We start from the raw sequence: 21,987 nt of genomic DNA on the forward strand, positions 1-21,987 counted from the left end.
TAGTTGTTAATTAAACTGTTTGGAGGATATGATACGAATGTTTCGGAAAAAAAAGTCTAATAATAAAAAAGTTGTAAAGTTAAGAACTATTTTTGTAAGATATTTGTCTGTATTCTTTGTTACAACAATTACTTTGGGAGTTCTTTTAGTATTTTTGTTTTCTGTGTTATTATCATTAGGAGTAGTGTTGCCATCCAATTATACAGAAAAGCAAATCTACAAATATAAAGATGAAATTATTTCAAGTGAAAAAGTAACTAAAGATATAATACCAGATTTTTGTGACTATGGAATCTACACTTTAGATGGTAAATTGACTTCGGGAACTTTTAATAATAAAGAAGCAAAAAAAACCTGGAATTTAATGAAAGGTATTGAAGTAAAAAGTGGACATTCGTCAGACAATTATATAAAACTTTTTAGACAAAATGAAGTATGTATAATAAGATATGATATAGTATCAGAATTCAATTCTCCAGCTTTAAGAAAATATTTGCCAAAGCCAGAAGTATTAGGGATAATTATTTTTGTTGTAGCATTTTTTATTGAAATGGTTATACTATCAAAATCTTTTGGTAAAAAAATTAATGCAAAAATGGACCTTTTGAAAAATGCTACAGAAAAAATACAACAGCAAGATTTAGATTTTACAATAGAATCTAGTGATATTTATGAAATTGATAATGTTCTCTTTTCTATAGAAAAAATGAAGCTAGCATTAAAAGATTCTCTAGAAAAGCAGTGGAGACTGGAAGAAACTCGAAAAGAACAGATATCTGCATTAGCACATGATATAAAGACCCCATTAACCATTATACATGGAAATGCGGACTTATTGATTGAAATAAATGACAATCCTGAGCTATCAGAATATATGGAATATATAGCAAATGGTGTTACTCAGATAGAAAAATATATTAACACTCTAATATACATATCTAAAGCAGATAAAGGTTATACAATTAATAAAGAAAGTATTAATATTGATAAATTTATAGAGGATGTTTTGGTGCAAATAGAAGCACTGGCCAGTACAAAAAGTTTAGATGTGGAATTTTATAAGCAAGATGATTTACCTAAGAATATAACAATAGATAGAGAATTATTATTTAGAGCTATTATGAATATAATTTCAAATGCTATTGATTATTCAACAAATCAAAGTAAGTTATATTTTGATGTATTAGTAAATCAAAGATATTTAAAATTTGTAATTACAGATTGTGGAAGAGGTTTTTCTAAGGAAGATTTATCAAAAGCTACAGAACAGTTTTATACAGGCGATTCGAGTAGGAACTCTAAATCTCATTATGGTATGGGTCTATACATTGCAAATACTATTATACAAAAACATAATGGTAATTTAAATGTTGAAAATTCTATAAAAACTAGTGGAGCAATGATAACAATTGAAATACCAATAATTTAATACTTATATCCATTTTATAAATACCTAAATTTTATATACTTGGTAGGTATTTGTAAAATGGATAATTTTTGTGGTTAATTTTATATATTAATTAAATCTGATAAAAAGTTTTCGAACATCACTCCATCATTTCTATCAGTGTCAAATTGAGACGTATAATTTATCGTTTTATATATAAAATCTGTTGCAGTATTAACAGCTATTCCTAAGTCATGGTTATTCACTAGCATACCACAAAGTATAGATGTAAATATATCTCCAGTTCCACTATAAGAACAGTTATTGTATTTAACAGAAGTAAAGAATATATGGTCAGTATCTCTATCATAAGCTAAATTTAATATATTATCATCTTCTAATATACCTGTGATTACAACTTTACTAGGTCCTAAAGAAGATACAGACTTTGCAATATTTATAAGTTCATCTCTATTATAATCCTTTTTTGTATAGTCATTTCCAGTTAAGAAACAAGCTTCTGTTAAATTAGGAGTAGTTAAATCTGAATGTCTAACTAATTCTTTAATTTCATGTCTCATTTCTTCTGTAAAGATTGGATACATAATTCCATTATCGCCCATTACAGGGTCAACTACGATAAAAGCATTTGGATAATCATTTATAAAGTTTGCCACTATTTCAATTTGATGTTTTGAACCTAAAAAACCACTATATATACTATCAAAGTTGACTTTTAAATTTTTCCAAACAGTTGAATATTTTACCATCTCATCAGTGCAATCTAAAAATGTAAACTCAGGATAACCAGTTTGACTTGAAAGTATAGCTGTTGGAAATGGACAACATTGAACCTTTAATGCTGAAAGTATAGGTATAGCAACTGATAATGAACATTTTCCTATTCCAGATAAGTCATTAATTGCTGCGACTTTTTTTTGCATAAAAAACCCTCCATTAGTATGTATTAATCATAATGATATCAAAATATTTATATACATATATATTACTATAAAAAAAAGAAAAAAGTAGATTATAAAATAAAAATTTGTAAAAAAAACAGTGTATCAATACAATTAATTTTTAATATTGGACATAATAAGATAGAGAATTATTAAATATGAAAATTATTGTATATAATAATAGCTTTTTTGTGAATTTATTCGTAAGGTGTACTATTTGGGAGGTGTAGCTTTGAAAATACTGAAAAATAAAAATAAGTACATCAAAGGTATAATGGCATTTGTATTTTTATCTTTAGCTACTACAGCAGGTGTATTTTTAATTAATGATTTAAGTATGAAAAATATGAAAGAAAAAGTTATAGAATCTGCTACTGTTGAAGGTGATGATGTAAAAGACCAGTATAAGTTATTGCTTGAAAATTTATTTGACTACAGAAATAAGGCAATATTAGAGAAAAATGAAAATATTTTAAAAGGTCTTTATGAAACAGAAAAAAAGTTTGGTCTTTGGGCTTATGAAAATGAAGTAAAAAAGATGAAGTATTTAGAAAATTGGTCTAGTAAACAAGGTGTAAAGTTTAAAGACATAAAGACAAGAGTCAAAGTTAAAAAAATAAAAGAAAAAGAAAAAGACTTATATGGCATAATATGTTCTGTATCAACTGAGTATAAGTACTCATATGAAAATCAAAAGGACAAAGAAAATGTATTTAGAATAGGTACATATCACTATCTAAATGTAAAAATCATAGATAATCAATATGTAATAACTAAAGAGTGGTATACAGACCCTTTTGCAGATTCTTTAAATTTAGAAAATATAAAATCTGATGATATAAGAAGCTATATTGGTCAACAAAATGCTGTAGAGTTACAGCTTACAGAAGAGCAAAAGAAGGCTATAGATTATGCACATAAATACTGTGGAGCAGCAGCAGATGAAGAACATGGTATGAAGTTTAATCCAAATTATAGAGATTATAATCCAGAAGGTGGAGATTGTGCCAACTTTGCATCACAGATAATGTTTGAAAGTGGAAAGTTTAAGAAAAATTCAATCTGGAATTATAGTGAAAGAGCAGGAACAAAAGCATGGGTAAATGCGCAAGCTTTTAAAAATTATGCTCTCTATAGTGGAAGAGGTTCATTAATAGCTAAAGGTTCTTACGAAGATGTTTACAAAGAAGCTTATAATCTACGTCCTGGAGATTTTGTAGGATATGAAAAAAAAGGTAGAATAACACATGTTTCGACTGTAACGGGATTGGATTCAAGAGGATATCCTTTGGTAACCTGTCATAATACTGATAGAATGCTTGTGCCATGGGATTTAGGTTGGAGTGATAAATCTATAAGATTCCATATAATAAAAATAAACTATTAAAAATTTATAAAGAAAAATAAAGTATAAAAGATAACAATGATTTAATATTATAAATTAAAAAAAATGATTGTTAATGTATAAAAATAATAATAATTGACAAACATAGCTATATATGATAAAGTAGTAATAAGGTTACAGAAAAGAGTAGCTAAATAATTGTGTTTTTTTAGGAGGATTTATTAATGAAAACTGGTGTAGTTAAATGGTTTAACAATGAAAAAGGATTTGGATTTATATCTGTAGAAGGTGAAGGAGATGTTTTCGTACATTTCTCAGCTATAACAGGAGATGGATACAAATCATTAGAAGAAGGACAAAGTGTTGAATTCGAAGTAGTGGATGGAGCTAAAGGTCCTCAAGCTGCTAACGTAGTTAGATTATAATTAAAAATTCATATATATTAGTATTCTAGTAATATGACAGATAAGCCGCTAATCGTTTAGCGGTTTTTTCAGTTTTTTGTAAACTAAATTAATTGCAAAATAAATTAAAATTATTAAAATAAAGGCATTAATAATAAGATAAATATGTTAAAATTAATAGTGTAGAGTAAAATTATTATGGCTAAGTTTAAGTCAATTAACCTCTAGTTAATTTTCTATAAAAAGAATAAGTGACGCTGATAGACCATATAAAAATATTAATAAAGTATAGACATTTAAAGCTATTAAAAGAAAAACGCTTGTTACAGCGTATAGTATCTAAAAAATACTTAGAAAATGAGAAAGGAGAAAGTTACTGCAAAAAAGTAACATTATAAATATTGGATAATATTTATAAGTTTTCGGTAACGGTGGGTAGTGTAATGAACATATTATTCTTTCTAACACCAAAAAGTGAAGTAGCATATATATATGAAGACTACACTATAAGGCAAGCCCTAGAAAAAATGGAATATCACAAATACTCTGCAATTCCAATAATAAGCAAAGAGGGTAAATATATTGGAACTATAACAGAAGGTGATTTTTTATGGACATTAAAAAACGACTTAAATCTGGACCTAAAAGGATTGGAAGATGTTCCAGTAACAGATATAAATAGAAAAATGGATAATTCTCCTGTTTCCATCAATGCAGATATTGAAGATTTAGTAATAAAATCTTTAAATCAAAATTTTATTCCTGTTATAGATGACCAAGATACATTTATTGGGATAATAAAAAGAAGAGATGTAATAGGTTATTGTTATGAGATAATACGTGGATATAAAAATTTAGCAGATGATAATTAGAAAATTTTTTGAAACTTTTCAAGTTTCTACTTCTATTCTTTGTAATAAAAGAATAATAATATGAAATTAAATTCTTAAACTTTAATATAAAAGCTGTCTTTTCTAAAAATTATAGATAAGACAGCCTTTTTTATCTGTTGTTTTATTATTAGTCGTTGTATTTTACAAGATTTCCATATTTAGCATTAAGAGAATTTATTTTATTTCCATAAACTTCATTTTGTTTTTGGTATAATAAACTTTTTTCAACTTCATCTTTAACTTCATCAAATGTAGATTCTGTACTTTCTTGAAGGTCTTCTAACTTTATTATATGGTATCCAAATTGAGTTTTAACTGGTTCACTTACTTCACCTTTAGCCATAGAGAATACAGCTTCTTCAAACTCAGGAACCATTTGTCCTCTACCGAATGTTCCTAAATCACCACCCATATCTTTAGATGGGCAAGAAGAATGTTTAACAGCAGCCTCTTCAAAAGATATTTCTTCTGATTTTATTTGAGCAAGTATTTCTTTAGCTTTTTCATCACTATCTACTAGTATATGTTTAGCAGTTGCACTTTCTGGTTTAGAAAAAGAACTCTTATTAGCTTCAAAGAATTTTACTTTTTCATCTTCTGTTACATCAACACTAGATAAAACTTTATTTATAGCAAATTGCTTTAATACATTTGCTTCTATTTTTTTCATTTCTAACTTAAACACTTCTTCTTCATCTAATTTTTCGTCCTTAGCATCTAAGAAGAATAGTTCTTGGTTTACTAAATCATTTAATAAATGTTTTTTTCCTTCTTCAGTTTTAAATTGCATTGCTTGATAAGGATCTAATGATTTTAATGCATTTTCAATATCAATATTAGTTATCTCTTTTTCTCCAACTGTTACTAAAACTTTTTTTTCCATATTTTCCATAATAGTTAACTCCTTTTATAGTGTATTTCATTATTAATATAAAGCTACCAACTTAAATAATATCAGAAAACGATGTATATGTCTAACATTTAAAGTCATATTAAGTCAAATAGACTTAGATTTAATAGAACAAGGTGATTACAATCAATAGAATTGAGGCCATAATTCCCACTATTCCTTCTTCATGTTTAAATTTAAGTGTTTTTACTATTGAATAATAAAAATATATTCCAGTAAAAACTATCTTTAGATACAAGAAAAATAAACTCTTTGGATATATCAAGAAACTAAAAAGAGTAAATATAAATGCAAGTAAAGTGCTTATCCTGTAAAAGAAATCTATTTGTGTAATGTCTTTATATTTTATTATAAATATTGAGTATAAAATGATGTAAATAATTGCAACAATTGTATAAGCAGTAAATAATGTATTTTCAAGAGTACCATTTGAAATTACTATCCACTTATACCACATAATTGGCCAAAAAAATAGTGCTAAGAACTTAAAATAATTATCAAAAAACTTTTCTTTATACATTCATCAAACAACCTTTCTTAAAAAAGCATGTATTTGTTTTTAGAATTTTAAATAATGTGCTATCATTATTATATATTAATATTGAGTTTATAGAAACCAAAATTTGCTAAAATAAATATATAGATTTTTGCTATTAAGTCAATTAAAATTACTACCATTTTATTATGAAATTGGATCAAATATGTAGAAATATGGCAAATTAGTTAATACAAGATATTTATTATTACCAAGTGGTAAAGTTTGTTTTTTTAATGATAAGAATTCCAATCTTTTTTGAAAAAATTTGATATCTACATTAAGCATATCAGCCATTTCATAAACACAAGTAATACCAGAATTAATTATATTTATTATATCTTCTTCTGTAATTAAAAATTCACAAGCCCATTTTAAAGCTTTATTTTCACATTTATCTATAATGATTTTTGTGTAATAATCATTATAAGAGGATATATAGTATCCAAAACTAGTGAAATGATGTCCAAGTTCCTCTGCTAATATGGATGTAAGTTTATTGGTATTTTGTTTTAAGTTACTGAGTAATGATATAACTTTTATACCATGCCTGTTTATATATAATCCTTCTAAGTCACCTGCAATATGAGTGGTATAATGAATTATTATCTCTTCCTGAGAAGCTAATTCAAAAAGTTTATCCAAATTATTCATAAAAATCCCCCTAATATAGAATGTATGTTTGATGAAAAGTTATATTAAAAGAGCAGAGAAATAAATCTGCTCATTATATAGTTTATTTTTTTTTATATTTATTTAGTAAAAATTCTATATAATCATTAAGTTGTTCTTGAGCTTCTTCAGGTAAGTCTTCATGTGGATTTTTTCTATGTGCCGCAACAGTGTCAATATTTTCCTTAACCAAGGTTCTTCCAAGAAGGTAATCAACTGATACATTAAATACATCAGCCAATTTATTTAAAATATGTTCATCAGGAAATCTGTTTTCTGTTTCATAGTATCCTAAAACTCTTTGAGAAACTCCTACTTTTTCACCAAGTTCTCTTTGAGTAAATCCAAATTCCTTTCTAAGTTCTCTTAATCTTTTGGCAAACATTATAACACCACCTTATGTATAAATTATAACAAATTGTTCTAAAAATTAAAACTAATAAAAGAAAAAAGAATGATTTTTTCTAAAAAGTATTGATAAAGAACAAATAATTCTATATAATGAATATAGATAAGAACAAAATATTCTTAATTATACTAGGAGGAGAAAAGTATGTTTAAAAATAATTTAAAAGGTTACAGAGAATCTATAAGGTTGTCGCAAACTAAATTTGGAGAAAGCGGGAATTACAAATAATTATATATCAAGAGTAGAAATAGACATAAAAAGTTATGATTCATTTTGCATAAAAAATTCTGTTATTTCAGAACAAAATATGAATAAAATTTTTTGAATATATATAGAACAAAATGTTCTTTAAAGTTTGTGGAACTTGCAATAAGGCTATTGATTAGAAACTATCATTATAAAGTTAAGGCTAAAGACAATAAAATATAAAAAGGAGAAATACAATGGATAATAAAAAAGATATATTACTTAAGGAAGTAGATGAAAGATTACATAATTACAAGTATTTGGATGTAAAGATAAAGAATATTAACCTAGATATAAAAAGATGTGAAAATGAATACTTTGGATGTGGAGCTGTAGTTTATACTGAAAAAACTAGTACTACATATAATATAAGTTCTTCTGTTGAAAATGAAGTTATAAAAAAAGAGGAGAGATTAAGAAAATTAAAAATGGAAAAAGATGATATAGAAATAGAAAAGGAAAAAATAGAAAATGCTCTAACTTGTCTAAATGATATGGAGATGGAATTTTTTAATCTCTTTTATAATAGTAAGACTAAAAATAATATGACCTATATTTCTATGAAATTGCATTTAGATAGAACTTCTTGCTACAACTTAAAGAAAAAGATGATTTGTAAATTAAGTGAAATATTATAAAAAACATAACACTTTTACAACACTTTATACACACTATAGCAACAACACCCACTGAAATACATGAGATAATGTTATTGTGAAAGAAATCTATAGTGAGGGAGGTGAGGAATTGAGAAACATGATATTACCTAAAAATATAGAGGGAACATAACAATAGAGAAATTAGATGTATCTTTAAAAATTACTTATGCTACTCATAAGAAGTTTGCCACATTAAGTAAAAAAATATTTAGTGATAGCGTGGTGATTATTTGCTTAAAAACAAAGAAATATTAGAAACAATTATTGATATACTTAAAAAAAGTTTTGATGAAAGTATTTTTATTGATGATGAAAGTATGCAAGGTTCAGAAGGGTCTTGTTTTTTTGTAAGTATGGTATCAGTTCTTTGTACACCCATAATGTTAAAGACAAACAACAAAGATGTTGTTATGTCTATAAAGTATTTACCAAGACCACAATCAAATAATATAAGAATGTATGAAGTTTCAGATGAACTTGATAAGCTATTTAATAGAACTGTAAATGTAAGAGATAGAAAATTAAATATAGCTAAAATTGAACAAAGCATTAAAAAAGAGGAGTCAATTTATACATTGAACTTTTCAATTACATTAAACTTTCTTGATAGTGTATATGAAGAAGAAGAAGTATATGAAAATATGGAAGAAATAAATTTAAACTTAGGAGAGTGATAGTATGGCTATAGGATTACCAAGTATCAATATATCATTTAAGGAGCTAGCTACAACTGTTAAAGAGCGTTCAGCTAGAGGAATAATTGCAATGGTGCTTAAAGATACCAAAGCACTAGGATTTAATGAAATACATGAAAAAGAAGATATACCAGCTGATTTATCTGCTGAAAATAAAGACTATATAAATATGGCTTTGATGGGAAATGTCAATGCACCAAATAAAGTACTAGTTTATGTGTTAGGAGGAGAGGAAGAGGTTCAAAGTGCCTTAGACTTTTTAGAAACTAAAGAATTTAATTATTTATGTATGCCTAAAGCAATAGAAGCTGATAAGAATGTCATCAAAAGCTGGATAATTAAACTTAGAGATACAGATAAGGTTAAAGTTAAAGCGATATTGGGCAAAGTTGCAGGAAATCATGAGGGAATAATTAATTTTACTACAGAAGATACATTAGTTGGAACAAAGAAGTATAGTGCTGAGGAGTTTACGAGTAGAATAGCTGGTATTATAGCAGGAACACCTTTAAGTCAATCAATAACTTATACTAAGCTTGGTGATGTTATTGATATACCTAAAAGCACTAAAGCTGATGCAGAGTCAAAAGTTAATAATGGAGAGCTTATCCTTATTAAAGAAGCTGGAGCTATAAGAATTGCTAGAGGAATAAATTCTTTAACTGATTTAACTGAAGAAAAAGGAGAGATGTTCCAAAAAATCAAGATAGTTGACACCTTGGATATTATACATAGTGATATAAGAAAGGTAATTATAGATGACTATATAGGAAAAGTTACTAATAGTTACGATAATAAATGCCTATTAATAGTATCGATAAAAGGTTATTTAGAAGAGCTAGAAAAATCTGCTCTTATAGAGTCCAATTCTACTGTTGAAATAGATTTTGAAGCACAAAAATCTTATTTGAAATTAAAGGGAATAGATTTATCTTATATGACTTCACAAGAAATAAAAGAAGCTAATACTGGTTCTAAAGTATTTTTAAAAGCAACAATAAAAGCACTAGATGCTATGGAAGATATAGATTTATCAATAGAAATATAGGAGGATTATTAATATGGCAAATATGGAAGCTAGAAATGTAATGAGTGGTACTTGGGGAGAACTTTGGCTTGATGGAGATAAAGTGGCAGAAGTAAAGAAATTTCAAGCAAAGATGGAATTTACAAAAGAAGATATTATAATAGCAGGTCAAATGGGAACTGATACGAAGTATATGGGATATAAAGGGAAAGGTTCAATAACTTTATATCATGTCAGTTCAAGAATGCATAAGTTAATTGGAGAAAAGATAAAAAGAGGTTCTGAACCTAGATTTGTAGCTATATCTAAGTTAAATGACCCAGATTCTTATGGAGCAGAAAGAATAGCAGTAAAAAATATAGCTTTTGATGACTTAACTTTAGCTGATTGGGAAGTTGGAGTAAAAGGAGAAATAGAGGCTCCTTTCACATTTACTGAGTATGACTTCCTTGATATAATTTAGTTTTATCTGGATACTTAGTAAATATATAGTTAATAAATGCTGTTAGTTAATAAGGACAATTAATTAGTTAATAGAAATTGATTGATAAAGGAGTAGATAATAATGAGTGAAAATGGATTATCAAAAAATATAAATATAGTAGACTTACTTTTAAATGCAGATACAGACAATTTAGAAAGACCAAGTACTGTAGTTGAACTTAAGAGATTATCAAGTATATTTGATCAGGAATTTAAAGTAATGTGCAAAGCTTTAACAATAAGTAAAGATGAGGAGATACAAAATACTTGTCTTAAAATTGATGAAAATATGAAAACGGATATAGACTTACCAGAGATGCAGATGCTTACAATTATAGAAGGTGTTTGTGATTTAGATGGAAAGCTTTTATTTAAAAACAAGGAATTAATGAGTAAATTTAAGGCTCCAACTCCAAAGGAATTGGCAAGAAAGCTATTGTTACCAGGTGAAATTACTAATTTATACAGAATCCTTCAAGATGTAATGGGTTATGGTAAAAATGCAGTAATAGAAGAGGTAAAAAACTAATAGGGACGGATACCAAAACTACAATAATGTATTATTATTGGAAGACAAAAGGTATTAGACCGTCCCTTTTTTATGCAATGGATAAAGGCGAATTAAAGCTTATTGAAGCTTTTTTCGCCTTAGAAATTGAAGAGGAAGTTGAAAAAATGAAGCATGGATACGGAGTTTGTCCTTTGACAGGAGGTGGTATATAGTGGGTAATGTAAGAGAAGAAGGTATAAATATGTATCTTACAGATAATTACACTCCAAAGATGAATCAAATCATATCAGTAACGGATACTTTTAGAAGAGCAACTGTGGCTGTTTCTCTTTCTACTAATGTAATGGCTAGTAGTATAAAAAATTCTATTGGAAGTGCAAGTAGTACATTAAATAGTTTGAATTCTTCTTTAAGAAAAGTTCAGACTACTGCTAGTAGTACAAGTTCTACTATGACAAAATTAAGTTCTAGTATAAATTCTGCTTCAGGAACGATTGGAAGTTTAAATGGAAGTATTATGAGACTAGCAGTAACTATAGCTATGATTATTGATTATTTCAGTAAGCTGATTCAAAAGAAAAATGAATTGAACTCAAATGCCAAAATTATAATAATATTTGATTTTAAAGCTAAAGAGATTGAAAAAGCTAATTCAAAAATAAGTTTCCTAAGAAGCCTTGCTTCTAATATAAGGTTAAAGATAGAAAATTCAAGTGCAAAAAAGGTACTTGGTAAAGTGCTTGAAAAGTTAAAAAAGATTAGTGACAAAGCATGGCCAGTTGTAATAAAAATAAAGGATACAGCTAAGGGTGTTGTAAGTAATCTCTTGGAAAAATTGAAATACTTTATTAAAAATAGCTGGCAAGGAATTGTTAATCTTAAAGATATGGCAAGTAGTATTATAAGTAAGGTATTTCCTAAGTTGAGATTGTTTGCAGGGAAGGTATGGACAGGTGCAATAGCTTTAAAGGATATGGCGAGTGGAATACTTAGTTCTATAAAGGGGAAGATATCAGATTTAACAAATGGTGCTACTATAGGTGTTGCTGTGAAAAAGGGTGTTGACTTACTTGGTCAAGAGCAAAATCAGAAAGTTGTTTTAGAAAGTGTAATGAAAAGAAATACTGGGAGTACTAGTAAAAAAGATGTTGATAAATATTATAATCGTTTAGTAGATATGGCAAATGATACACCTTTTGATCCTGAAGATGTTGTTGCAATGGGAACTAAAGCTAAAATGATTAGTAATATTACTGGGGGTAAAAAAGAAGAAGATATAACTCAGGCTATGGTAGATGTTAGAGCTTTAAATATGGATACAAGTAGTACACAAGATGTATCAGCAGCTTTTTTAAGTGCAGCAAAGGGGAATATGGAATCTCTTAATACTTTGGTAGGAGAAAATTATAAAACTTTTGATGAAGCATTGGAAGGTATAAGTATAAAGCAGATGGGATTAGCTAAAGAAATGAGTAATACAATACCAGGTATAATAGCAAGTGCTCAAACAAGTATTAATAATGGTTTGAAGAGTATTGTTAAACCTTTCGATGATATTTTAGGTCAAGGAATAAAGAAAATAAAAACTTTTATAGAAAGTGGGTTATCAAATTTAGCTAGTATATCTAAAAGAATGGCCGAAAAGATAGGTAATGTAGTGAATGGTAGAGGAATTACTAGTAATAAGGATGAACAAATGCAATTTAGAAGTATGAAAAATAAAAAAGGGCTTCCTGATTCTGCCCAATTTCGACTTTCTAGTGAGGTTGAAAAGCGTAAAATGATGACTGAAAATAAACAAGAAAATTTTGAAAATAGTGCAGCAAGAATGATAGGGAATGCTCCAAAAGCAATTGTTAATACAGGAAATACACTATTACAAAATATTGACTTTACTGCACTAATGGATTCATTATTACCAATAGTAAACTTAGTAAATAATTTACTAGACAGTATAAATAATAAATCACCAATTGCACAAGGGTTAATAAGTATATTTGGTACAATAGTAACTACAGCATTTCAACTAATTGGGCCTGTAGTTGAGGCTGTTAGTCCAATTATTACAAGAATTTTTACCTTTTTAGGAGAGCATGCTCCACAAATAAATTATTTTATTGAAACTATGGGTAATGTATGGAAAACTGTATGGGAAACATTAGGTCCAATTTTAGAAGAAGCATGGAAGTTTTTGGAGCCACTTTTAGATTCTTTTCTTGATGCATTAAAAAACTTATCTGATTTTATAAATTTAATTTGCGATTCATGGAAGAAGATGGTTAAGTCTATAAATGAAAGCCCGATAACTGCTAAAATAGGTAAATATATTACAGAGAGAAGAAAGAAATATGAAGAAGAAGGTATGGACAGTGGATTAGCTCATGATTCAGGTACAAATCCTGATATAAGTGCACTGTTTGGAAAGGCATTTGGATTAAACTATGTACCTTATAATGACTACCCAACAAGACTTCATGAGGGGGAAATGGTTCTAACTAAACAAGAAGCCAATCAATATAGAAGCGGAAAAAGTGGTGGAAATATAAGCATAGCCAAGTTAGCTGATACAATAGTAATTAGAGAAGAAGCTGATATAGAAAAAATTACATCAAAATTAGTTTCAAGTATAAAAATGGCACAATTAGGAGGTGTATTATAATGGAAATGTGGCTTAGACAAGCAGAAGATAGATTTAGATTTCCAGTATTTCCATCTTCCTTTAGTATTAATGGAAAAGCTGCTGTAAACTCTTCTAGTATACTCAAAATAGGTGAAATAGCAACTTTTGGAGGTATAGCTCTTAAAAGTATTTCAATATCAAGTTTTTTTCCAAATAAATACTATACTTTTTGTGATTATACAGGTTTTCCATCACCATATGATTGTGTAAATAAGATTGAAAAATGGATGAATGAAGGGCTTATATTAAGATTTACAATTACAGAAACAAATATAAATATGGAGGTCATAATTGAGGGTTTTAGCTATGAAGAAAGAGATGGGACTCGAGATGTGTATTTTACATTAGATTTAAAAGAGTATAAAAGAATAAAAATACCAAAGGTAACTCCAAAAAAATAACTATTATGGATAATAAGTTGTAAACAACTGCTGATAAAGTTAAATGAAAAGGCAGGTGATTTTTTATTATTAAAATTTGGGTACACATAAAAAATGGAAGTATATATGATATAACTGATATAGTAGATAAAGTTTCTTGGTCAGGTGATTATAAATCTCCATCAAGAACTCTAGAGTTTTCAATAATCCAATCCTCTTTTGATGTGAATTTTCAACAAATAGATATACCAATAGCTAGTACGATTTGTTTTTATGTAGATGAGAAAGAGCTTTTTAGAGGAATGATAATTAATAGGTCTAAAGATTCAAGTAGTAATGAAATTAGTTTTGTATCTAAAGATATGGGATTTCTACTTACACAAAGTGAAGTGTCATACAACTTTAAAGACAAGTTAGTTGAAGATATAGCAAAGCAAGTCTTTGCTGAAAATAAGCTTGCAGTTGGAACAATAGCAAAGACTAATGTTAAGCATACTAAGATGTTTATAGGAGTAAATGGATATGATACTATAATGAGTGCATATACAGAGGCAAGCAAGAAGACTAAGAAAAAGTATATGATAGAAGCCAATTTAGATAAGTTTAATGTTATTGAAAAAGGAACTGTTACACTAAGTGTTATGTTTGAAGAGGGATTTAATATTATAAATACTACTTTTTCAGAAAGTATGGAAAATGTAAAAAATAAGGTGATAGTAGTAGACCAGTATGGAAGTAAGATTAGTGAAAAAGTAGACAGTGAAATTTTTAAAGAAGTAAATGTAATAATGCAAAAAGTAATTCAGCAACAAGAAAATCAAGATGTAGATGTGGATAGTGAGTTTAAAGGTATAGAAAAAAGCTGTTCTCTCAGAGGTTATGGAGATGTAAGTTGTATAACTGGCAGAGGGGTAAAAGTTAAGGATTCCTATACAAAGCTTGTAGGGTTATTTTATATAGATACAGATAAACATACATGGCAAAATGGAGAGTATCAAATTGAACTTGAACTAAACTTTCAAAATCTTATGGATGAAAAGTCAGCAGGTCAAGATGAACCTAAAGAAGAAAGTAATTTAGGAGGAGAAGGTTATACAGGAGGAACGGAGTTTACAGCAGAATTTACAGCTTATTGCCCTAGAAAAGAAGAAGGTGGAGATACAGACTGTAGAGAGAAAAAACTTGACCCATCTAAAAAAACTTGTGCTGCTCCTATGGTTGGTAAATATGAACAAACTTACTACACAAAAGAGTTTTTAAATAAACATCCTCTGCTGAACTATGGAGATGAAATACAGGTAATTACAGGAGTTTCTGGACGCGACGGAGTGTATAAAGTAAATGATGTAGGATCTGCAATAACTATAGAAAAGAATGGAACATACCACATAGATATTTTATTTGGAAATGTTGAAGAAGCTAGTAAATTTGGAAGAAGAAAAGGAAAGATTATTATTGGTGGTTACGCTGGTAATGTATCTGATAAAGCTAAAACAGTAATATCAGAAGCAAAAAAACATCTAGGTAAGCCTTATAAATGGGGTGGTAATGGACCAAATAGTTTTGACTGTTCTGGGTTAATGGTTTATTGCTTTAAGAAAGTTAGTATTAATTTGCCAAGAACTTCAAGCCAACAATCCACAGTAGGAAAGAAAGTAGAGAAAAAAAATTTACAAGCAGGAGATTTAGTATTTTTCCATAATCCTGTAAGTCATGTTGGATTATATATAGGAAATGGAGAATTTATAGAAGCACCTGGTAAAGGTAAAAAAATTAGAGTAAGTAATTTTAATAGCAGAAAAGACTTTAACATAGCTAGAAGGATTTTTTAGAGGATGGTGATATAATGGCAAATCCGATTAATGAATTTATAGGAATAATGAGAGAAGAAGGAAAGTATCATAATCAACCTTCTTTTTTTATTGGAAAAATTAAAAGTAAATTACCAAATTTAAAAATAGAGATAAACAACATCATATTAGAAAAAGAAGATATTTTAATAGATAGCTGGATACTTGATAGACAGATAGAATCCTTTGATACAGAAACAAAGCAAGAACATAAACATGAAGTAAAAAATCCTTTTATAGACGATCTTGAATCTGGAGACATGGTAATAATGTTTAGAATAGGCGAGAAATTTGCTGTTGTAAGTAAGTTGGTGAGTTTGTAATGAGTACGATATTTCCTTTTATAGGTGTTCCAGAAGATTATATCTTACCTAAAACTGAAGAATTACCAATTTTTTGTGAAGTAGCATGGGACTTTGAAAAAGACGAACCAATATTAGAAAATGGGGATTTTAAGACTGTTGAAAAAAATGAGGCCATAAGAGTTTGGGTTTATAAGTGTATAAAAACAAATAAATATGAACATGAAATTTACTCAGATGATTATGGAACTGAATTGACTGATTTAATAGGGCAAAAGTACAGCAAAGGTCTTACAGAAAGTGAAGCATCTAGATATATAAAAGAAGCTTTATTGATGAATCCATACATTCTACAAGTAAATGTATTAAATACTAACTTTAAAAAAGATGTATTAAGTGCAGATATAAAAATATCCACTATCTATGGGGAGGTGGAAATAAATGTATAGTGAACAAACCTATGAAGTAATAAAAAATAGAACTCTTAAAAATATAAATCTAGATGTTTATAAAGGAGAAGGCTCTTTTTTAAATGATATGGTTTCTGGAAATAACTTTGAACTTGCTAAAATGTATGTTGAACTTTCTAATATACATAAAATGGCTTTTATTGAAGATACTTATGACCAGTTACTAGATAAAAGAGTAAATGAGTTTGGTGTATATAGAAAACTTGGTAGTGAAGCTACTGGGGAAGTAGAGTTTATAGGGGATAATGGTGTAGAAATAGCAAATGGAACAATTATCTCTTATAAAGATTTATTATTTGTAGTAATAAAGGATGTTGTAATTGGTGATGAAGAAGGAAATATAAGTCCAGTTCAAGCATTAGAAATTGGAACTAAATACAATCTACCATCTGACTGTGAATTTAAGTTAAATGACACTATATTTGGGGTTGAAAAGATAACAAATATAAATAAATTTTCAGGTGGTACAGAAATTGAAACTGATGAAGAATTGAGAGAAAGATTTTTCAAAATACAAAAGAATCAGGCAACAAGTGGAAATAAAGCTCATTATGAAGAATGGGCTCTAGAGGTTGATGGTGTATATAATGCAAAGATATATCCAAGGTGGAATGGCGCTGGAACAGTTAAAGTTCTTCTATTTGGTCAAAATAATCAGTCTGTTGAAGAAGAAATAATAAATAAATGTAGAGAACATATTGAAGAAGAAATGCCAATAGGGCCAACCTTAACAGTAACTACTCCAGTACCTATAAATATAAGTATAAGTGCTTCTATGGAATTAGAAGGGGGATACACTTTGGATATGGTAAAAAATAGCTTTTTAGAAAATATAAATCAGTACTTTAGAACCATAACTGGAGAAATTGTTTATACAAAAATTTTGGGTATTTTAATAAGTACTTCTGGAGTTCATGATTTAAGTAATTTACTTGTAAATAATTCAACAGATAACATAAAAATTGAGGATGATAAAATACCTAGTGTTACAACTTTAAATTTTAGTGAGGTGGAAGTTTTATGAAATTAATTGATAAACTTCCATCATTTTATAAGAATTATATAGTTGAAGCAATACAAAACTCTTATGATACTGAATTATCTTTATTGAAGGAAAATATTGATGATACTATAAATCAAATGTTTGTTGATACATCCACATGGGGTCTTGATATGTGGGAACAAATACTTTGCATTCAAAATAATGAAGATTTAAATTATGAAACTAGAAGAAGTAACATAAAAGCCAAAATACGAAGTTTAGGAACAACTAAAATAAAGGTTATAAAAAACATATGTGAGGCCTATACAAAGACTAATGTTGAAGTAGAAGTTCTTAGCAATGAATTTATATTTATACTAGAATTTGTAGTTAATAATTGTAGTTATAATTCAATTGTAGAGTTAGATAAAGTATTAGAAAGTGTAAAGCCATGTCATTTAGAACATAGGTTTAAAATGATTTTGTTGAATAAAAATGAATTGTTTTGTGGAACTGCTGTAAATACAGGAGAAACAGTTACTGTATATCCATGGACACCATCAAATATAGATATATTTGGAGAAATAAGTATTACTACAGGAAATGATAGAAGTATGGAAAAAGTGATATTATATCCTAAACAGGAGGCGATATAAATTGGCAGAACAAAAATATTATACAATTTTGACTAAAGCAGGTAAAGCATCTATTGCAAATGCTACTGCTCTTGGTAAGAAAGTAGACTTAGTGAAGTTACAACTTGGAGATGGTGGAGGAAATGAATACAATCCAACAGAGGAGCAAACATCTCTTAAAAAGGTTGTTTGGGAAGGTGATATAAGTAATGTAAAAATAGACGATGAAAATTCTAATTGGATAGTTATAGAAACTGTAATACCAGGTAGTATTGGTGGATTTATGATAAGGGAAGTTGGTATATTTGATTCAGATAATAAGCTTATAGCTGTATCTAAATATCCAGAGACTTATAAACCAACTGTTGATTCTGGAAGTGTAAAAGATTTAATTATAAGAATTATTTTGGTAGTTTCTAATACTTCAAGTGTAAATTTGAAAGTAGACCCTACTGTTATACTTGCCACACTTAAAGATATACAAGACTTAGACACTAAAATAGATACAACTAAAACAGAGTTAACAAGCAACATAGAAACTGCTAAGACAGATTTAAATGGAAAAATAGGAGATACAACACTACTTGAAACAACAGATAAAACAAATATAGTTAGTGCAATAAATGAGGTAAAGACTAGTGTAGATAGTATAGAAACAACAGCAGATAAAACAAGTTATAATAATACCACAAGTAAACTTAATGCTACAAATGTGCAAGGGGCAATAGATGAGTTAAGTACTAGTGTGAATACAACTAGAGTAAGTTTAATAAACAGTTTAAAAGAAATGCTACCTATATAAAAAAAGAAAGGAAGTGATATGTATGGGAGTTCATTTTCCAAGATTATATGTGCCTTCACTTATAACAGTACAAAAACCTGCTACTAAAATTGCTATAAAACCATGGGACTATTGCGATAAAAATAAGGTCGCCGATTCCAATGGTGCATATGATATGATGAATTGTACATTGCCTGATGGTAATACTGTTGGTTGGGATAGAAGTGGAAGTTTTGACGCATATCCAGGCAATCGTTACAAATTAACCTATAGTTATTTTTTTTCACCACAAAATTCGAGTGAATGGACTAGATATTATGAAGATTGTTACTTTGATTGTCAATACAAATCTACAACACCAAGCATAAGTGGAACAGATGGTTCGCTGGGCTCTAAGAGTAGAGGATTTGGTATAAACTATACAATAACAAATGAAGATAGTTACACATACACAGTAAAAGTATATCTAAATGATGTTTTATTTGATACAAAGCAAGCAGTAAAAGACACTCAATACACTATAAATGTGCCTGACTCACTTGTCTTGTCACTTCAATTAAACTCTACCAATAAGATTAAAATAGAAGTTACAGGTGGCTATGGAGTATCTGCTATTTATAGAAACTATACATTTATAAAGTCTAATAGCACACCAACAATAAGTGGTACAAATGAAAATATAGGGAATAAAAGTAAAGGATTTACTTTAAAGTACACAGTAAATGACTTAGATTACAGAGATACTGTAAATGTTGTTACTAAACTTAATTCTACTATTTTAGAAAATATCACAAATATAGAAAAAAATAGAGAAAAAGAAATTGTGCTAACAGATGCAAAAATATTAGCACTTGGAATAGGTTCTAGTAATATAATAAGCATTGTTGCCACAGATAATAATGGAGCAAGTGCAACGAGAACATATACATTTACTAGGAGTAATAATTTACCTCAAATAGTAATAAATGAATTTAATAGTACACAAGTAAAATTCATAGTATCAGACTTAGACAATAACTTAAATAAGATAGAGCTATTTTTAGATGATACCTTAAAAGAAACTATAACATCAGACTTATATCTAGAAAAAACATTTAACTATACATTAGAAGCTAATTCAATACACACAATTAAGATAAAAGCAACAGATGCAAATGGAGCAAATGAAAGGTTAGTAAGTGTGTCAAATGGAGTACAACCGCCACAAACTGACGATTCACTTGAGGATATAGCAAATACTGTATCAATAATAAAAGATAGTTTTATAAATGGAAAAACACATATTATTAATAAATTAGCATTAAAAAATGTAAATGCTACATTAAATAATACACTAGTAGAAATAGGAGAAATGATTGGAACAGCATTTAGTTCGTCAGACGCTAGCGTACAAGATTTGATGAACCAATTAACACAAGCTAATAACACTATAACACAGTTAAATTCTCAATTTAAAGTAGCAGGTGGTACTTCTGTTGCACAAAGAAACGACGGAACTAAAATTGCTTATAACTATAAAAGGTCTACAACTTCTAAGTTTGGTGGATGGCTCAAAATTAATAATTTAGCTTTTAAACCTAATATTTTTGTATCTGACTGCGAATACTATGACAGTAATTATAGAGTTGACTATAAATATCTTACATTTGCTTGTTGTGGTTTTACTACAAGTGGTAAACAAGATTTTGTTGCTGTATTAATTTATAGTCACTCAAGTGGTAGCGATAAATATACTGGTGATGGTTTTATTTATAACAATAATGAAGGAGATGTATGGTTTAATGCTAATGGCGTTCAGGTTCCTGCTTATTTACCAGGTGATAGTGGAAGTTTTACTTATACTTGGCGTGCTGTTAAATTTATGAATACTTAATAGAGGTGATAATAATGAATAGAGCAAATAGAATAATTTATGACCAAACTGGAAAAATACTTCTACAGATAGGAGAAGCAACAGGAGATGTATTAGAACATGATACAATAACTGAATTACATTGGATTGATGTTCCATATAGAAGTATAGATTATACTAAAAATAGAGTTACAGGTATAAATATAGAAACTAAACAACCTATCTTAGAAGAAATACCAGTATTCATGAGTGATGAAGAAAAGAGAATACAAGAGTTAGAAAATCAAATTTTATTAAATGAAAATGAAAAAGTAGGAGGAATTTTATAATGAATATAAATAATGTTGTTGTAAAAATATTGGCAGAGAGAATACTAAATGAAGGACTGAATCCTTTAAAAAATAGACCTTTTGAACTGGATGATGTAACTAACACAGAGTACAGAAAAGCAGTAGAGGATTATATAATTAGAGAAAGTGGAGTAGTAGAAGGAGCAGAACCTACAGTATAGGGAATGTTCCTTTTTTAATACAAAAAACAGTATCAAATGAGCGATTATAATATATAAAAAATGACAGATAAGAAAAACAATAGATTTATTCTATATAGTGCAGAAATTTTATTGATTTTAAAACTTTTATATTGTAGTATTTTCTTAAGATTCATAAAAATGTTAAGAAGAAATTATACTATGAATATAATTCAGAATATGGCCAATAGTATTAGGAATATAGTTAAGTATATTTTGAAGATGATTAAGAATTTATATCCTAATGAGTTGTAAAATTAGAAGATAATAGGGTAGAAAAGATAAAGGAAGAGTTTAAACTTATAGAGGACGGATTAAGTAGTATAAATACAAACGAAGAAAAGATACTTCATTTGAAAATTATAAGACTTAAATATGAACTAAAAAT

General features: G+C 28.1%; 25 protein-coding genes. 21 read left to right on the plus strand and 4 right to left on the minus strand.

The features are described from left to right. Window positions 1-37 precede the first annotated feature (37 nt). Entirely contained in the window at window positions 38-1,429 is a 1,392-nt protein-coding gene (locus IC218_RS01440; protein WP_227823673.1) for a sensor histidine kinase, read from the plus strand. Window positions 1,430-1,509: 80 nt separating this feature from the next. Here IC218_RS01440 and IC218_RS01445 read toward each other — a convergent pair whose 3' ends face one another. Next, complete coding sequence (locus IC218_RS01445) at window positions 1,510-2,331, minus strand: pyridoxamine kinase (RefSeq protein WP_227434260.1); 822 nt, start codon at window positions 2,329-2,331, stop codon at window positions 1,510-1,512. 250 nt (window positions 2,332-2,581) lie between these two features. Here IC218_RS01445 and IC218_RS01450 point away from each other — a divergent pair, with 250 nt between their 5' ends. The 3 genes from IC218_RS01450 (at window position 2,582) to IC218_RS01460 (ending at window position 4,970) form a co-directional block, all read left to right on the plus strand. Then, on the plus strand, window positions 2,582-3,736 hold the full coding sequence (locus tag IC218_RS01450) for an amidase domain-containing protein (RefSeq protein WP_227434261.1): 1,155 nt from the start codon (window positions 2,582-2,584) through the stop codon (window positions 3,734-3,736). Between the two features lie 182 nt (window positions 3,737-3,918). Further along, window positions 3,919-4,119, plus strand: coding sequence for a cold-shock protein (locus tag IC218_RS01455; RefSeq protein ID WP_227434262.1), 201 nt, complete (start codon window positions 3,919-3,921; stop codon window positions 4,117-4,119). 422 nt (window positions 4,120-4,541) lie between these two features. Beyond that, the gene (locus IC218_RS01460; RefSeq protein ID WP_227434263.1) at window positions 4,542-4,970 is read left to right on the plus strand and encodes a CBS domain-containing protein; all 429 of its coding nucleotides are present in this window, start codon (window positions 4,542-4,544) and stop codon (window positions 4,968-4,970) included. Between the two features lie 148 nt (window positions 4,971-5,118). On the opposite strand, the gene IC218_RS01465 is transcribed toward IC218_RS01460, so the two are convergent. The 3 genes from IC218_RS01465 to IC218_RS01475 all read right to left on the minus strand — a co-directional run bounded on the left by IC218_RS01465 (window position 5,119) and on the right by IC218_RS01475 (window position 7,493). Then, window positions 5,119-5,874, minus strand: coding sequence for a peptidylprolyl isomerase (locus tag IC218_RS01465; RefSeq protein WP_227824254.1), 756 nt, complete (start codon window positions 5,872-5,874; stop codon window positions 5,119-5,121). Between the two features lie 709 nt (window positions 5,875-6,583). After that, window positions 6,584-7,090 (minus strand): ImmA/IrrE family metallo-endopeptidase, encoded by a 507-nt coding sequence (locus tag IC218_RS01470; RefSeq protein WP_227434264.1) that lies wholly within the window; start codon window positions 7,088-7,090, stop codon window positions 6,584-6,586. Window positions 7,091-7,172: 82 nt separating this feature from the next. Beyond that, entirely contained in the window at window positions 7,173-7,493 is a 321-nt protein-coding gene (locus IC218_RS01475) for an XRE family transcriptional regulator (protein WP_227434265.1), read from the minus strand. Window positions 7,494-7,960: 467 nt separating this feature from the next. Here IC218_RS01475 and IC218_RS01480 point away from each other — a divergent pair, with 467 nt between their 5' ends. From IC218_RS01480 to IC218_RS01560, 17 genes are all read left to right on the plus strand, one after another. Further along, a complete protein-coding gene (locus tag IC218_RS01480) occupies window positions 7,961-8,401 on the plus strand; it encodes a hypothetical protein (RefSeq protein WP_227434266.1) in 441 nt (146 codons plus the stop codon). 251 nt (window positions 8,402-8,652) lie between these two features. Continuing rightward, a complete protein-coding gene (locus IC218_RS01485) occupies window positions 8,653-9,096 on the plus strand; it encodes a DUF6838 family protein (protein WP_227434267.1) in 444 nt (147 codons plus the stop codon). 4 nt (window positions 9,097-9,100) lie between these two features. Next, a complete protein-coding gene (locus IC218_RS01490; protein ID WP_227823674.1) occupies window positions 9,101-10,165 on the plus strand; it encodes a phage tail sheath subtilisin-like domain-containing protein in 1,065 nt (354 codons plus the stop codon). 13 nt (window positions 10,166-10,178) lie between these two features. Further along, the gene (locus IC218_RS01495) at window positions 10,179-10,607 is read left to right on the plus strand and encodes a phage tail tube protein (RefSeq protein ID WP_009896262.1); all 429 of its coding nucleotides are present in this window, start codon (window positions 10,179-10,181) and stop codon (window positions 10,605-10,607) included. 102 nt (window positions 10,608-10,709) lie between these two features. After that, complete coding sequence (locus tag IC218_RS01500) at window positions 10,710-11,156, plus strand: phage tail assembly chaperone (RefSeq protein ID WP_227823675.1); 447 nt, start codon at window positions 10,710-10,712, stop codon at window positions 11,154-11,156. 26 nt (window positions 11,157-11,182) lie between these two features. Next, window positions 11,183-11,350, plus strand: a complete 168-nt coding sequence (locus IC218_RS01505) for a hypothetical protein (protein ID WP_227434270.1) — start codon at window positions 11,183-11,185, stop codon at window positions 11,348-11,350. Continuing rightward, window positions 11,350-13,797 (plus strand): hypothetical protein, encoded by a 2,448-nt coding sequence (locus IC218_RS01510; protein ID WP_227823676.1) that lies wholly within the window; start codon window positions 11,350-11,352, stop codon window positions 13,795-13,797. The genes IC218_RS01505 and IC218_RS01510 overlap by 1 nt, the downstream gene beginning before the upstream one ends. Further along, window positions 13,797-14,219: a phage baseplate protein gene (locus IC218_RS01515; protein ID WP_227823677.1), complete on the plus strand. Its 423-nt coding sequence runs from the start codon at window positions 13,797-13,799 to the stop codon at window positions 14,217-14,219. The genes IC218_RS01510 and IC218_RS01515 overlap by 1 nt, the downstream gene beginning before the upstream one ends. A 281-nt stretch (window positions 14,220-14,500) precedes the next feature. Continuing rightward, a complete protein-coding gene (locus tag IC218_RS01520) occupies window positions 14,501-16,030 on the plus strand; it encodes an NlpC/P60 family protein (RefSeq protein ID WP_227823678.1) in 1,530 nt (509 codons plus the stop codon). A 14-nt stretch (window positions 16,031-16,044) separates the two neighbouring features. Further along, window positions 16,045-16,371, plus strand: a complete 327-nt coding sequence (locus IC218_RS01525; protein WP_227823679.1) for a DUF2577 family protein — start codon at window positions 16,045-16,047, stop codon at window positions 16,369-16,371. Then, window positions 16,371-16,799 (plus strand): DUF2634 domain-containing protein, encoded by a 429-nt coding sequence (locus IC218_RS01530; RefSeq protein WP_227823680.1) that lies wholly within the window; start codon window positions 16,371-16,373, stop codon window positions 16,797-16,799. Before IC218_RS01525 ends, IC218_RS01530 begins: the two co-directional genes overlap by 1 nt. Beyond that, window positions 16,792-17,844, plus strand: a complete 1,053-nt coding sequence (locus IC218_RS01535) for a baseplate J/gp47 family protein (RefSeq protein WP_227434276.1) — start codon at window positions 16,792-16,794, stop codon at window positions 17,842-17,844. Before IC218_RS01530 ends, IC218_RS01535 begins: the two co-directional genes overlap by 8 nt. Next, window positions 17,841-18,458 (plus strand): putative phage tail protein, encoded by a 618-nt coding sequence (locus tag IC218_RS01540; protein WP_227434277.1) that lies wholly within the window; start codon window positions 17,841-17,843, stop codon window positions 18,456-18,458. Before IC218_RS01535 ends, IC218_RS01540 begins: the two co-directional genes overlap by 4 nt. 1 nt (window position 18,459) lies before the next feature. Next, window positions 18,460-19,239: a phage tail protein gene (locus tag IC218_RS01545; RefSeq protein WP_227823681.1), complete on the plus strand. Its 780-nt coding sequence runs from the start codon at window positions 18,460-18,462 to the stop codon at window positions 19,237-19,239. 22 nt (window positions 19,240-19,261) lie between these two features. Beyond that, on the plus strand, window positions 19,262-21,091 hold the full coding sequence (locus IC218_RS01550; protein WP_227823682.1) for a hypothetical protein: 1,830 nt from the start codon (window positions 19,262-19,264) through the stop codon (window positions 21,089-21,091). A 14-nt stretch (window positions 21,092-21,105) separates the two neighbouring features. Then, entirely contained in the window at window positions 21,106-21,399 is a 294-nt protein-coding gene (locus IC218_RS01555) for a hypothetical protein (protein WP_227823683.1), read from the plus strand. After that, window positions 21,399-21,581 (plus strand): hypothetical protein, encoded by a 183-nt coding sequence (locus IC218_RS01560; RefSeq protein ID WP_227823684.1) that lies wholly within the window; start codon window positions 21,399-21,401, stop codon window positions 21,579-21,581. The genes IC218_RS01555 and IC218_RS01560 overlap by 1 nt, the downstream gene beginning before the upstream one ends. The last annotated feature ends 406 nt before the right edge of the window (window positions 21,582-21,987 follow it).

Source organism: Clostridioides sp. ES-S-0005-03 (assembly GCF_020658455.1).
Taxonomy (GTDB): domain Bacteria; phylum Bacillota; class Clostridia; order Peptostreptococcales; family Peptostreptococcaceae; genus Clostridioides.